The 13427-nt window shown below is 67.7% G+C and carries 10 protein-coding genes; 4 read left to right on the forward strand and 6 right to left on the reverse strand.

Annotation, left to right across the window (positions count from 1 at the left end; all coding sequences use genetic code 11):
• Nucleotides 1-3: 3 nt before the first annotated feature.
• From rpoA2 to ACT3HL_RS11980, 6 genes are all read right to left on the reverse strand, one after another.
• Entirely contained in the window at nucleotides 4-1242 is a 1239-nt protein-coding gene (gene rpoA2 / locus ACT3HL_RS11955) for a DNA-directed RNA polymerase subunit A'' (RefSeq protein WP_445087067.1), read from the reverse strand.
• Nucleotides 1235-4165: a DNA-directed RNA polymerase subunit A' gene (locus ACT3HL_RS11960; RefSeq protein WP_445087286.1), complete on the reverse strand. Its 2931-nt coding sequence runs from the start codon at nucleotides 4163-4165 to the stop codon at nucleotides 1235-1237. The genes rpoA2 and ACT3HL_RS11960 overlap by 8 nt, the downstream gene beginning before the upstream one ends.
• A gap of 22 nt (nucleotides 4166-4187) precedes the next feature.
• Entirely contained in the window at nucleotides 4188-6017 is a 1830-nt protein-coding gene (gene rpoB / locus ACT3HL_RS11965) for a DNA-directed RNA polymerase subunit B (protein ID WP_445087068.1), read from the reverse strand.
• 3 nt (nucleotides 6018-6020) lie between these two features.
• Nucleotides 6021-7589, reverse strand: a complete 1569-nt coding sequence (locus ACT3HL_RS11970) for a DNA-directed RNA polymerase subunit B'' (RefSeq protein ID WP_445087069.1) — start codon at nucleotides 7587-7589, stop codon at nucleotides 6021-6023.
• The gene (locus ACT3HL_RS11975) at nucleotides 7586-7813 is read right to left on the reverse strand and encodes a DNA-directed RNA polymerase subunit H (protein ID WP_445087070.1); all 228 of its coding nucleotides are present in this window, start codon (nucleotides 7811-7813) and stop codon (nucleotides 7586-7588) included. Before ACT3HL_RS11975 ends, ACT3HL_RS11970 begins: the two co-directional genes overlap by 4 nt.
• Nucleotides 7814-8007: 194 nt before the next feature.
• Complete coding sequence (locus ACT3HL_RS11980) at nucleotides 8008-9300, reverse strand: glucose-6-phosphate isomerase (RefSeq protein ID WP_445087071.1); 1293 nt, start codon at nucleotides 9298-9300, stop codon at nucleotides 8008-8010.
• Nucleotides 9301-9448: 148 nt separating this feature from the next.
• On the opposite strand from ACT3HL_RS11980, the gene ACT3HL_RS11985 reads away from it, so the two are divergent.
• From ACT3HL_RS11985 to ACT3HL_RS12000, 4 genes are all read left to right on the forward strand, one after another.
• Nucleotides 9449-9982, forward strand: coding sequence for a hypothetical protein (locus tag ACT3HL_RS11985; RefSeq protein WP_445087287.1), 534 nt, complete (start codon nucleotides 9449-9451; stop codon nucleotides 9980-9982).
• A 157-nt stretch (nucleotides 9983-10139) separates the two neighbouring features.
• On the forward strand, nucleotides 10140-10640 hold the full coding sequence (locus tag ACT3HL_RS11990; RefSeq protein WP_445087072.1) for a DUF5812 family protein: 501 nt from the start codon (nucleotides 10140-10142) through the stop codon (nucleotides 10638-10640).
• A 124-nt stretch (nucleotides 10641-10764) separates the two neighbouring features.
• On the forward strand, nucleotides 10765-11646 hold the full coding sequence (gene secF / locus ACT3HL_RS11995) for a protein translocase subunit SecF (RefSeq protein WP_445087073.1): 882 nt from the start codon (nucleotides 10765-10767) through the stop codon (nucleotides 11644-11646).
• The gene (locus ACT3HL_RS12000; RefSeq protein WP_445087074.1) at nucleotides 11646-13259 is read left to right on the forward strand and encodes a preprotein translocase subunit SecD; all 1614 of its coding nucleotides are present in this window, start codon (nucleotides 11646-11648) and stop codon (nucleotides 13257-13259) included. The genes secF and ACT3HL_RS12000 overlap by 1 nt, the downstream gene beginning before the upstream one ends.
• Nucleotides 13260-13427: the final 168 nt, after the last annotated feature.

Genomic DNA, 13427 nt, shown 5'->3' on the forward strand with positions numbered 1-13427 from the left:
CGGTCAGTCGTCCGAGCGCTCGGCCGGGGTCGTGCCGCCGTCCGACTTGATCGATCCCATCCGGAGGTCGACGTCGCCCGTGCCGATGGCGACGGGCTTGCCGACGATGACGTTCTCGATGACGCCGTCGAGGTCGTCCTCCTCGCCGTGAACCGCCGCGTCCAGCAGGTGATTGACCGTCACCTCGAAGGCGGCGCGGGCGAGCACGGAGTCCTTCGAGCCCGAGATGCCGTGTCGGCCGATCGATTCGATCTCGCCGCGGTTCGTCATGATGTCCGCGACGAGCATCAGGTGGCGGATGTTCACGTCGTCGAGGCCCTGCTCTTTCAGCGTCTCCATCGTCTCGTTGATGATTGTCTCGCGGGCGGCCTCGACGCCGAGGTTGCGGTAGACCTCGTGGATGTTGTTACTCGTCGACCGCGAGGCGTCGACGCCCTCGATCGAGAGGACGTCGCCGAAGGCCGACCCCTCGGTGTAGAGGACGAACTCCTCGCCGTCGGTCTTCTCGTTGTCCTCCTTGCGGATGACGACGCGGGAGATGTCCTCTAAGCCCTTGAAGACGATGTCGCGCAGTTCCTCGACGAGCTGGAGGAGCCGCCGGTAGCTCGGCTCGTCGGGGCCGAACTCGATGAGCGTCTCCGAGCGACGCGTGCTGACGCCGAGGGCGTCCTCGATGGTCTCGGCGATCTCCTGGGCGACAGTGTCGACGCTGTCGACGGTCGGCCACCGCTCGGCCAGCGTCTCCTCGTTGAGGTCGACCTGCACGACCATGTCCGCCACGTTCGTCGAGATGTCGCCGAGCGCGAGGATCTTCGTCGCCTCCATCTGCCAGACGACCTCGTGAGCGCGCTCGCGGTTCTCGGCGTACTCGTCTTCGAGGTGAACCGTCATCATCGGCGTGTCGGGCGTCTTCCGCGCGTCCACCAGCTCGATGAGCCGCGGCAGCCCCTGCGTGACGTCGATTTCCGCGACGCCCGCGTAGTGGAACGTGTTCATCGTCATCTGTGTACCGGGTTCACCGATGGACTGCGCCGACACCGTTCCGACGGGGTCGTGCGCCTCGACGCGGGAGTCCTCATAGCGCGAGGAGATCGCCTGCGCGATCTCGTCGGCCTGCTCGAGGGTGACTCCCTCGCGCTCTTCGATGGTCTGGTAGATGCGGTATCGGAGGCTCTCGGGCAGGTTGTGGTCCCGAACGATCGCCCGGATGTCGTCGGTCACGTGCTCGTAGTCGTCAGTCATCGGATTCCACCCCCACGCCGCCGGCCTTGTCCAGGCCGGGTCCGGCGTACTCCGAGATGTTCGTCGGTCGCTGCTTCCGGCCGAGGAAGCGCTCTTTCTCCGCTTCCGACGTGAACTCGGCGTCGAGGATCCGGTCGGCGACGTTCTCGACGTCGATCGGGTTGTCCTCCGAGGAGGAGACCTTCACGGGCGAGGTGCCGTCCTCGCCGAACTCGAACTGGACGACCGTCCCCGAGGTGTCGCGGACGGTGCCGTCGTACTGCGCCTCCAGTTCGGAGAGGGCGTTGATCAGCCGACGCTGCAGGTACCCGGACTTCGAGGTCCGGACCGCCGTGTCGACCAGCCCCTCGCGACCGCCCATCGCGTGGAAGAAGAACTCCCGCGGGGTGAGGCCGCCGCGGTAGCTGTTCTCGACGAAGCCGTGCGCCTCCGCCGAGAGGTCGTTCGGCTGGTAGTGACTGAGGGTCCGCCCCTCGTAGCCGCGGTTGATCCGCTCGCCGCGGACCGCCTGCTGCCCGACGCAGCCGGCCATCTGCGTGAGGTTGAGCATCGACCCCCGCGCGCCCGAGCGGGCCATCACGACCGCCGGGTTGTCGTCGCGGAAGTGGTCCTCCGCGATCTCGCCGGCGGAGTCACGCGCCTTGCCGAGCTGCTGCATGATCTTCATCTCCAGCGTCTCGTCGACCGTTCGCCCCGGCAGCGACTCGAGTTCGCCGGCCTCGTAGATCTCGATGAGCTCTTGGACGCGGTCGTAGGCGCTCGCGATGGCCTCGTCGACCTGCTCGTTGGCCTCGCCGGGGATGGACTCGTCGTCGATCCCGATCGAGAAGCCGAAGTGCATAATCGCGCGCATCGCCAGCGAGGCGACCTCGTTGACGAAGACGCGAGCGCGGGTCTTCGAGTGGACCTTCGCGAGGGTGTCGACGACCTCGCCGCCGAACGCGCCGACGGCGTCCTCGTCGATGGTGCCGGCGACGAGCTGTCCGTCGACGATCTGGACCGTGTCGCCCGCCGACGACGTGAACTCGAGGTTCAGGTCGTCCGGCAGGAGTTCGCTGAAGAGCTGCTGACCCGTCCAGTAGGGCTCGCCGTCGGCGGACTCGCCCGCGGGTTCGGGAAGCGTGTCGATGCTCGTCGCCCGGAGGAGGTCCAGCGCCTGCGTCTCCGTGAACTCGGGGTTGCCGTTCGTCAGCAGATACGTCCCGGAGATGTGGTCTTGGATCGCGCCGATGATGTTCTCGCCGAAGCGCGGGCTCAGGAGCTGTTCTTGCACGCGCATCAGCACGCGCGCCTCCGCACGCGACTCCTCGGTCTGGAGGGCGTGCATGTTCATCTCGTCGCCGTCGAAGTCGGCGTTGTACGGCGGACAGACGACGGTGTTGAGCCGGAACGTCTTATACGGCATCACGACGACCTCGTGGGCCATAATCGACATCCGGTGCAGCGACGGCTGACGGTTGAAGATCACGATGTCGCCGTCGATCAGGTGTCGGTTGACCTCCCAGCCGAGGTCGATCTTCTCTGCGAGCTCCTCGCAGTTCTTCTCTGTCACCTTCAGTCGGCGGCCGTCGGGGCGCTTGACGTAGTTCGCGCCGGGGTGGCCCTCGGGGCCGTTTCGGACGTACTGCCTGGCCCGGTCGACGTTCCGCTCTGAGACGTTCATCGTCTGCGTCATCTCGCGGGCGACGCGCTCGGGGACGCCGACCTCGTTGAGCGAGAGCGTCGGGTCCGGCGAGATGACGGTCCGCGCGGAGAAGTTCACGCGCTTTCCGGACAGGGAGCCGCGGAAGCGACCCTCCTTGCCCTTCAGGCGCTGGCTCAGCGTCTTCAGCGGGCGGCCGGAGCGGTGTCGCGCCGGCGGCGTGCCGCTGATCTCGTTGTCGATGAACGTGGTGACGTGATACTGCAGCAGCTCCCAGAGGTCCTCGATGATCAGCTGCGGCGCGCCCGCCTCGCGGTTCTCCATGAACCGCTGATTGATGCGGATGATGTCGACGAGCTTGTGCGTCAGGTCGTCCTCCGAGCGCTGTCCGTTGTCGAGCGTGATCGACGGGCGCGCGGTGACCGGCGGCACCGGCAGCACGGTCAGGATCATCCACTCGGGGCGCGAGCGGCTCGGGTCGATGCCGAGGGACTCGATGTCCTCGTCGGGGATGTCCTCGAACCAATCGCGGATGTCCGAGGGCATGAGCTTGTTCATGTCCTCCTCGGTCAGATCGACGTCGAGCGCCTTCTCGAGCTTCTTTCGGTCGTCGCCGACGGGGCGGAACTCCCCGGAGAGGACGTCGTTGACGCGGCTGAGGTCGAGTCCGGACTGGTCTGCGAGCTCGCTCGGCGAGAGGCCGCTGTCGTCCTCGTCGTCGGGGTCGGGCTGCATCGCCGAGGCGATGCGCTCGGAGTAATCGCCCGCGAGGACGTCCTGTACCTCGTAGTAGGTGGTCGGCTTCTCGTGTTTGATGTCGTGCTGCGGCGCGCCGCAGTGGGGGCACCGGCTCGCCTTCCGCGCCTGCCGAACGGCGGCTTTCAGCACGTCGGTCCAGTCCTCGCCGAGCTCCTCGTTGCGCTGGAGCCCGTCGCGGAACTCGTCTTGCTCCTCGGCGGTGAGCGCGAGCCGACCGCACTCGCGACAGGTCGAACGGAGCAGGCGGCGGATGAGCTTCGTGAACCCGACGTGGATGACGGGCGCGGCCAGTTCGATGTGGCCGAAGTGACCGTTACACGACCCCGAGTGCGACCCGCAGGTCCGACACTCGAGCCCCGGGTCGATGACGCCGAGCCGGGGGTCCATCAGGCCCATATCGATTGGGTAACCGTCGTCGTCGTACGTGTCCGCGGTGATGACCTTCGTCGCGGACATGTCTCGGTACGTCTCGGGATCCATCAGCCCGAACTGGATGGCTCCGATCTCCTTGGGTGTCTGCATTGACATTGTGTGTTGTGGGTGCTCAGACTGCGTCTTCGAGGTCGAGTCGGGGTCGGATGCCGAGCGCGATCATCTCGTCGAGCAGGAGTTTGAACGCGTAGCTGATCTCGATCTCGTGGATGTCGTCCTCGTCGCCGGTGACGGGGTCGTAGATGCGGCGCTGGCCGCGGTCCTCGACGGCGACCATCCCCGTCTCAGCGGAGATGTACACCGTCTCCTTGTCGGAGGAGTCGAGCAGGCGCTCCTGCAGCACCATCGCGGCCCCGTGGCCGATGACGGTGTCGCGCTCCATCTCGCCCAGTCGGAGCCCGCCCTCGCGGGCGCGACCCTCGGTGGGCTGGCGGGTGAGCACCTGCACGGGACCGCGCGAGCGGGCGTGCAGCTTGTTGCTCACCATGTGGTAGAGCTTGTGGTAGAAGATCGTCCCGACGAAGATCTCCGCGTCGATCTTCTCGCCGGTGACGCCGGAGTACATCACCTCTTTGCCGGAGGACTCGAACCCGTGGTCCTCGAGGGCGCCGCGGAGTTCGTCCTCGGACTCGCCCTGGAAGGCGGTCCCGTCGACGCGCCGCCCTTCGAGGGAGCCGACCTTCCCGCCGAGCATCTCCAGCACGTGGCCGACCGTCATCCGCGACGGCAGCGCGTGCGGGTTCAACACGAGGTCGGGCACGACGCCCTGCTCGGTGAACGGCATGTCCTGCTGCGGGGCGAGGTGGCCGACGACGCCCTTCTGGCCGTGTCGGGACGCGAACTTGTCGCCGAGTTCCGGAATCCGCTGGTCGCGGACCGACACCTTCGCGAGCTTCGAGCCGTCCTCGCCCTCCATCAGGGTGACGGTGTCGACGACCCCGGACTCGCCCGAGCGCATCGTGACGGAGGTCTCGCGGCGCTTCTGCGGCGAGAGCCCGCCCATGTCGTCCGGCTCTTCGAGGAACCGCGGCGGCGACGTCTTCCCGAGGAGTACGGAGTTCTCGTCGACCCGCGTCTCGGGGTTGACGAGGCCGTCCTCGTCGAGGTGCGTGTACGCGTCTTCCCCGCGCGCACCGCGAACGTCTTGGCTCGGGACCTCGAATCGGTCCTCCTGTCCGCCGGGGTACCGGCGTTCCTCGCCCTCGTAGGTCCGGAAGAAGTGCGAGCGGGCCATCGCCCGGTCGACGGAGCCCTGATTCATCACCAGGGCGTCCTCGATGTTGAACCCCTCGTAGCTCATCACGGCGACGACGAAGTTCTGCGCCGCCGGCCGCTCGTCGAACCCGATCTGCTCTGTGGTCTGCGTTTTGACCATCGAGAGCTGGGGGTAGTGCAGCAGGTGCTGGCGCGTGTCGGGACGGATCCGGTAGTTCGCCGCCGGCAGCCCCAGCGACTGCTTCATCATCCCGGCACCCATCGTAATACGCGGCGAGGCGTTGTGCTCGGGGTAGGGAATCATCCCCGCGCCGATCCCGAAGATGAGCTGCGGGTCGATCTCGAGGTGGGTGTGCTCGTCGTTGATCTCCGCCTCGTCGACGGCGACGTAGATGTCCTCCTCCTCCTCGGCGTCGATGAACTCGACGTAGCCGCGCTCGACGAGGTCCTCGAACTGGAGCGCGTCGGATTCGAGCGCCTCGATCTCGTCGTCGCCGAGGAGCGGTTCGCCGTCCTCGACGACGATGAGCGGGCGGCGCGCGCGCCCGGAGTCGGCGTTGACGATGACCTCTCGGGTCCGCTCTTTCACCGAGACGTTCACCATATCGCTCACGTCGCCGCGTCGGCGCGCTTCGCGGATCTGTTCTGCGAGCTGCTCGGGGTCGGGGTGCGTCCCGACCAAACTGCCGTTGACGTAGACTTTCGCCTCTCGTTGTGCCTGAGCCATGATTTAATCGTCCGCGGGTGTTCCTGCCGCCGGCCCCTCGATGCCGGGAATGCCTTCGACGCCCATCGACGCCAGTTCGCGCTTGAGCGACTGTTCGTCCTCGACGTTCTGTGAGAGCTCCATCGCCTGCGCGAAGTTCTTCACCAGTCCGCAGTTCGGCCCCTCGGGGGTCTCGGAGGGACAGATGCGACCCCACTGGGTCGCGTGCAGGTCGCGCGCCTCGAAGTGCGGCTGACTCCGCGACAGCGGGCTGCGGAGCCGGCGCAGGTGCGACAGCACGCCCATGTAGTCGGTCCGGTCGACGAGCTGTGAGACGCCGGAGCGGCCGCCCACCCAGTTCCCGGTCGCGATCGGGTGTTCGAGCCGCTCCGTGAGCACGTCCGAGCGGACGACGGTGTTGACCGTGAGGTCGCGGTTCCGCATGTTTGCCCGTTCGAGCTGGTACTTCACGTCGCGTGCGAGCTTGTTCAGCGCGGTCCTGAAGAGGTCCTTCATCAGGTCGCCGGAGACCTTCAGGCGCTTGTTGGCGTAGTGGTCCTTGTCGTCGGACTCCCGGCGGTTCAGCGCGAGCTCGAAACACGCCTCGGCCATCCGACAGAGGTAGTACGCCTTGTTGATGCGGACGTCTTCGTCTTCGACGCCGTCCTCGTGGAGGTGCGGAAGCAGGTAGCGGTCGATGACGTAGTTCGCCCGCTTCAGCTGGTAGTTCTTGCCCTGCCCGCCGGCGACGCGCTCGCCGAGCGTCTCGATCGCCTCCATCTCGGTCTGGACCTCGGCCTCCTCCAGGTTCTCGAGCATGAACTTGACGATCTCGGGGTCGTCGGAGACGCGGTGAACGATCTCCTCGTCGGATTCGAGCCCGAGGGCGCGAACGAGCGTCACGAAGTTCACGCTGCCGGACACCGACGGGAACGAGACTTCGAGCAGCCCTTCGCGGTTGCGCTCACAGAGGACGAGCGCGCGGTAGCCGCGGCGTTGAGAGAAGGTCTTCGCGACCTGGATCTCGTCGCCGTACTTGCTGTCGTACTCCGCGAGGATCTTGTTCGGCGCGAGGTCCTCGGAGGTCATCAGAACCCGCTCGGAGCCGTTGACGATGAAGTAACCGCCGGGGTCGACGGGGTCCTCGCCGATCTCGATCAGGTCCTCGTCGGAGAGGCCGGCGATGTTGCACTTCGTCGAGCCGACCATAATCGGCATCCGACCCACCTTCGTCTCGGTGGTGTCGACGACCATCTCCTCTTCCTCCTCGCCGCCGCGGACGATGGACATCTCCATGAACACCGGGGCGGCGTAGGTGATGTTTCGCAGGCGGGCCTCCTGCGGGAAGAGCAGTTCCTCGGAGCCGTCGGCCTCGCGGACGCGGGGGGTCTCGACGCGGACGTCGCCGAGTTCGACGAAGACGGGCTCTTCGCCCTCCTTGTCGCCGATGTCGGTCTCGATGCGCTCCTTCTCGGTGACGACCTCCTGCATCCCCCGCTCGAGGAAGTTGTTGAACGAGCGGAAGTGGTGTTCGGCCAGCCGTTCCTCCGAGAAGTACTCTCGCGAGACGACGCGTCGGGTCTGTCGGTTCATTCGATCACCAGTCTGTAGGAGACTGCTCTGTCTGTGGTTCGGGAGTCGCGGACGATCTTGACGACGTCGCCGGCCTCTGCGCCCTCCGGCATCGCCGGGTCGCGCCGCTTGATCTTCGGGAGATCGGCGCGCTCGACGTCGTATTGGTTCAGCATCGACTCGACCTCCTCCTCATCGATGAGCGTGTGCTCGGGGACGAGCTCGTGTTGGCTTACGTCTACCATGTCTGGGTGTGATGGGTTTCGGTTGGGGAAGAAGTTCTCACGGGATACTACAGCCTGTTTGGGAAGGCACCCATTTAACCCTTGCCAACTCGGGACAGAAAGGCGTCGCTCATCGCCACGAGTACCCTCAGCACTCGCGTTACCTCGACACACGAGTGAGGCGAATAAAGGTGTTGCGGCGGTCCGATCGGATCCTACTCGACGAGGAGGCTCGTCCGCCCCTCGACCGCCTCGGCCTCCTCGAAGTCGCCGCCGCCGAGCAACCCGCGCGCGGCGCGTTTCCCCCACTCCACGGCCGGCTGCGTGAACGTCGACACCGCCGCGAGTTCGCCGTACAGCACGCACGACGCCTCCATCTCATAGAGCAGCGCCCCGAGGCTCCGCTCGTCGACGGCGTCGATCTCGACGCGGATCGCCGGGACGCCCGAGGCGGCGAGACTCGCCTCCGTGGCCTCGAACTCCGCGTCCAAGAGGTCGCCGAGCGAGGAGCCGCCGAGGTACGCGAGGCCGTCGAGATCCGTCTCCGGGATGTCGCGGTCGGCCCGGTCTCGCGGGCGAACGAGCGTCACGAGCTTGTCCCGCGGGCCGGCGCGGTACAGTTGCAGCTGCGAGTGCTGATCGGTCGCGCCGAGCGCGCGCGCCGGCGTCTGTCCGAGCCCGTCCTTGCCGAGGCTCTCCGCCCACAGCTGTGCGAACCACTCGGCGAAGGTCTCCAGCCGCTCGGCGTACGGCATCATCGCGTTCGTCACCGCGCCGCGGCCCGCGAGCGCGTACGTCGCCGCGCCGTAGGCGTACGCCGGCGTCTCGAAGAGCGAGCCCGAGAGCCCGTCCGCCGCGTCGGCCGCGCCGGCGCGGATCGCCTCGAGGTCGTGGCCCTGGATCGCCGCGACGGCGAGTCCGACCGTCGAGAGCGCCGAAAATCGGCCGGGGACGCCGTCGGGGACGGCCAGCGAGGGCAGGTCGTGCGTCGCCGCGAGCGCGCTGAGGTTCCCGGATCCGCCCGTCGTGACGAAGGTGCGGTCCGTCCAGTCGACGCCGGCGTCGGCCATCGCCTCGCGGACGACGAGGAAGTTCGCGAGCGTCTCCGCCGTCGTCCCCGATCGGGAGACGACGTTCACGACCGTCCGATCGAGGGGGACCGAATCGAGCAGCCCCGAGACGTGCTCGGGGTCGACGTTGTCGAGGAAGTACGCGTCGGGGTCGTCCGGGCCGGCGAGCGCGTCGGCGAAGGTCGCCGCGCCCAGCGCGCTCCCGCCGATCCCGACCGTGAGGACCGCCTCGGCGTCATCGAACGGCTCGACGGCCGCCCGAATCGCTTCAAGGTCGACCGTCCGCGGAAGGTTCAGCGCCTCGTAGCCGTGTTCGCTGTCGTCGCGGCCGGCCCGAATCCGCTCGTGGGCGGCCGCTACCTGTTCGTCGAGTCGCTCCAGCGAGTCTCGGGAGACGCCGGGCGTCGCGTCGAGCGCGCTGCCGAGGTCGACATACATACGTGTCCGAGTGACGGCCGCGGCGAAAAAGCGGTCGGTTCGCCGATCGATCGGCGTCACCGCCGACGGCGTCGTCGAAACGCATCCCGACGGCGACATCGACGCCGATCCCGACAGCATCAAACCGTCGCGCGTCCAATCGGGAGCGATGGCATCCGGCTACGACGGCGTCTTCGGCGCGTTCCCGTACGCGTTCCGCTCGAGCGAGTCGCGGCTGTTCAAACTCTACGTCGTCGCGAGCGCGCTCGCGATCGGGCTCGTCGCCCTGCTCGTCGGCATCGGCGTCGTCGTCCTGATCGGGCAGACAGCGGCGGTTCAGGGGGGCTCGCTCACGCTCTCGCGGGCGTTCTATATCGTGGTCGGCCTGCTGGTCGTGCTCCCGGCGATCGCGCCGGTCCTGATCGTCGCGCGGCGGCGGCGGCGGAACGCCCAGTCGTCGTCCCGCCACGAGGCGGCGCTCGCCGTCGCGGGGTTCGTCTTCCTCTTCTCGCTGTATCTCGGCCTCGTCGCCTCGATGCCGGAGACCTTCACCCTCGACGGCGAACCGGTGACGCGTCCGCCGCCGAGCGGGCTCTTCGCGCCGGTGATCGCCGGGCTGTACGCGATCCCGCCGCTCCTGTCGTGGGTCGTCCCGCTGGCCGCCGCGGCGCTGGTCGCCGTCGCACACCGGCTGTTCGGGTGAGGCTGCCGGGCGTGACCACTCGGCGGACCCGAGAAGCGCCTCACATGGGGAGTTAGAGCGTACCTCGACGCTCGCAGGCGGACGGGGCTCGCAGGCGGACGGGGCTCGCGGGCAGACGACGAAACCCGCAAGTGCACAGAGCGTCTATGCGTCGGTAATGACTGACACCGACGCTACCCCGGACCTCGCCGAAGCGGCCGTCGAGGGGACGTTTCTGGTGACGGCCGCGGAGGAGGCATCCGCGGTGCTCAAGAACGTCGAGACCGGGCAGGTCCACACGCTCTCGTCGAACCCCGGCGTCGAGCGCGCCGACGTCGTCGAGGGCGTCGTCTCGCCCGACCCGCCGATGAACGTCTCCTATCAGTTGGTCGAGTCGTCAGCGCGGCGCTCGCTCTCGGTCGAGCGGAGCGAGGAACCGCCGACCGCGCACTCACAGGAGCTCGCCGCGGACGGCGACGTCGGCGACTTCGCGCGAGAGCCCCGCGCCGGCGTCGGCGAGGTCCACGTGATCACCGTCCCCGAGGACGGCACCGAGGCGGCCGTCGACGACGTCCTCGACGACGAGGAGCAGCTGCTCTCGCGGGCCGCGCGGCTGGGCGTGAACCGCGTCGAGATCCGCTCGTCGCCGGGAGTGCTCTCGGTTCGGTATCTGCCGTAGGCGCGGGCTACCTACCCGGTCCCCGCCGCTTCTCCCGGCCCCCCGCCGCCTTTCCCCGGCCCCTGCCGCTTCTCCCCGGACGAGCATAAGAAGGCTTATTCGGCGGGGCTCACCACCGGCAGTTATGGTCGAGTTTACGGTACCGGAGGTCGACTACACCCGGTACACGAACCGCCAGCTGGCGGCGATTCCGTTGGCCCTCTTGGCGGTCGCGCTCCTCGTCATCGCGGGGTGGTACGTGATGACCGGGGCGCCGGTGAACCAGGGTATCGCGTTCACCGGCGGGACGGAGGTGCAGATCGCAATCGACGGGCCGCAGCCGGAGGCCGAACAGCAGATTCGGCAGGCGTTCTCGGAGGAGCCGGAGACGATTCGGTCGGTCCCCGCCCAGAGCGTCTACGTCGTGACGTTCCAGTCCGACGGCGAGTCGGTGGGGGCCACGGAACTGGAACAGCAGGCCGAGGCGGCGGGCCTCGACGTGCGCTCGATTTCGTCGGTCTCCGCGACCTTCGGCGCCGACACGCAGACCCTGGCGCTCGGCGGTCTCGCGGTCGCGTTCCTCGGGATGAGCGTGCTCGTCTTCGCGATGTTCCGCGTGTTCGTGCCGTCTATCGCCGTCGTCATCTCGGCGTTCTCTGACATCGTGATCCCGCTCGCGCTGATGAACGTGCTCGGGATCGAACTCTCGCTCGGGACCGTCGCCGCGCTGCTTATGCTCATCGGGTACTCCGTCGACTCGGACATCCTCCTGAACAACCACATCCTCCGCCGCTCCGGCGACTTCTACGAGTCGACGTACCGGGCGATGCGGACCGGCGTGACGATGACGCTGACGTCGATCACGGCGATGATCGTGATGACGATCACAGCGACGCTGTTCGGCATTCAACTCTTGGCCGCGATCGGGACGGTGCTCGTCTTCGGTCTCGCGACCGACCTGATGAACACGTATCTGCTGAATCTGAGTCTGCTGCGCTGGTACAAGTTCAAGGGGGTGAACCGCTGATGTTCGACGTCCGCGACAACTGGCGGGTCGCCCTGCTCGTCGTCTTCCTTCTCATCTCCGCGTTCGCGCTCTTCTCGCCGACGCTCTCGGCCGACAGCGGGGGAGCCGGCGGCGACGTCGCCGGCGAGAGCAGCCTGACGAACCTCCAGTACGGGCTGGAACTCTCCGGCGGCACCCGCGTCCGAGCGCCGCTCGTCGGCGTCACCGCGGAGGGCGTCGACTTCGGCGGCGACGAGCCTCGGACGGTCGAGCAGGCCGTCGCCGGGGAGATCGACGGTGTAACGCCCGCCGACGTGATCGCCCGATACGGCGCCCGGGCGGCCGGTCAGGGTACTGCACAGACGCAGTCACAAACGCAGGCGACGGACACCGTCGAGGTGACCGCCGAAGGTATCACCACCGAGGACCTCGCCGCCGCGCTCGACGCCGCCGGGTACGAGCACGAGAACACCCGCGAAGGCGTCACCGACACGACGCGGCAGGAAGTCGTCCGGATCCTCGAGAACAAGATCAACGAGGCGGGCCTCTCGGGCGGGACGGTCCAGCAGGTGACGACCGCACAGGGGGACAACTACGTCCTCGTCGAGGTGCCGAACCGCGACGCTTCGGAGGTCCGCGACCTCGTCGGCGAGCGCGGGACCGTCGTGATCGAGGCGTACTACCCCGCCGCGAACGGGAGCGAGTACAACCGCGATGTGGTCCTCCAACAGGAGGACTTCCAGAGCATCGGGACCGCACAGGACGACGACGCGGGCGGCGCGTACGTCCCCGTGACGGTCTCGGACGCCGTCGCCCCGGAGTTCCAGGGGGCAATGCAGGACTCCGGTCTCGCACAGCCCGGCGGGACGCGCTGCACCTACGAGCAGAACCCCAACGGCACCGAGCCGTGTCTGCTGCTCGTCGTCAACGGCGACGTGACGAACGCGTTCGGGATGAGCCCGGGGCTCGCGGACAGTCTCCGCAGCGGCGAGTGGGCTGAGAACCCGATCTTCCAGCTCCAGACGACGAACGTGTCCGAGGCCCAAGAGGTGTCGATCAACCTCCGCGCGGGCGCGCTCCCCGCGCAGCTGGACTTCTCAAGCGAGAGCGGCGGCACGACGTCCTACATCTCGCCGAGTCAGGGTTCGGACTTCCGAACCAACTCGCTCATCACGGGCATCATCGCTGTGCTCGCGGTCAGCGGGACCGTCTTCGCCCGTTACCGGGACGTCCGCGTCGCCGTGCCGATGGTCGTCACCGCGCTCTCGGAGGTCGTGATCCTCCTCGGGTTCGCCGCCGGGATCGGCTATCCGCTGGACCTCTCGGTCATCGCCGGGTTCATCGCCGTCATCGGGACCGGCGTGGACGACCTCATCATCATCGCCGACGAGGTGATGGCCGAGGGCCAGATCGACTCCAGACGCGTCTTCCAGTCGCGCTTCCGGAAGGCGTTCTGGGTGATCGGCGCGGCCGCGGCGACGACGATTATCGCGATGTCGCCGCTGGCGATCCTCTCGCTCGGCGACCTGCAGGGCTTCGCCATCTTCACGATCCTCGGCGTCCTCGTCGGCGTCCTCGTCACGCGACCCGCCTACGGGGACATCCTCCGGTCGCTGACGACGATCGACCGCTGAGTCACGGGGTTCACCTCCGTCCCGAGACGACCGCGACGAACGCCGCCTCGCTGCCGACTCCCTGCCTAAAGAGATAGGCGACTGTTTAAATACGATCCCGCGACAACTCCGAACTGTACTGGGCGACAACCACTACCTGGCCCCCGACGGAAACGGGGGACGCGAGAC

This window comes from Halobellus sp. GM3 (assembly GCF_052545375.1).

Excerpts from the sequence above, each read along its gene's own strand:
- ACT3HL_RS11980 (WP_445087071.1), bottom strand. The coding sequence starts at position 9,300 with ATGTATGTCGACCTCGGCAGCGCGCTCGACGCGACGCCCGGCGTCTCC.
- ACT3HL_RS11960 (WP_445087286.1), bottom strand. The coding sequence starts at position 4,165 with ATGCAGACACCCAAGGAGATCGGAGCCATCCAGTTCGGGCTGATGGAT.
- rpoA2 (WP_445087067.1), bottom strand. The coding sequence starts at position 1,242 with ATGACTGACGACTACGAGCACGTGACCGACGACATCCGGGCGATCGTT.
- ACT3HL_RS11990 (WP_445087072.1), top strand. The coding sequence starts at position 10,140 with ATGACTGACACCGACGCTACCCCGGACCTCGCCGAAGCGGCCGTCGAG.
- secF (WP_445087073.1), top strand. The coding sequence starts at position 10,765 with ATGGTCGAGTTTACGGTACCGGAGGTCGACTACACCCGGTACACGAAC.
- ACT3HL_RS11985 (WP_445087287.1), top strand. The coding sequence starts at position 9,449 with ATGGCATCCGGCTACGACGGCGTCTTCGGCGCGTTCCCGTACGCGTTC.
- ACT3HL_RS11975 (WP_445087070.1), bottom strand. The coding sequence starts at position 7,813 with ATGGTAGACGTAAGCCAACACGAGCTCGTCCCCGAGCACACGCTCATC.
- rpoB (WP_445087068.1), bottom strand. The coding sequence starts at position 6,017 with ATGGCTCAGGCACAACGAGAGGCGAAAGTCTACGTCAACGGCAGTTTG.
- ACT3HL_RS12000 (WP_445087074.1), top strand. The coding sequence starts at position 11,646 with ATGTTCGACGTCCGCGACAACTGGCGGGTCGCCCTGCTCGTCGTCTTC.
- ACT3HL_RS11970 (WP_445087069.1), bottom strand. The coding sequence starts at position 7,589 with ATGAACCGACAGACCCGACGCGTCGTCTCGCGAGAGTACTTCTCGGAG.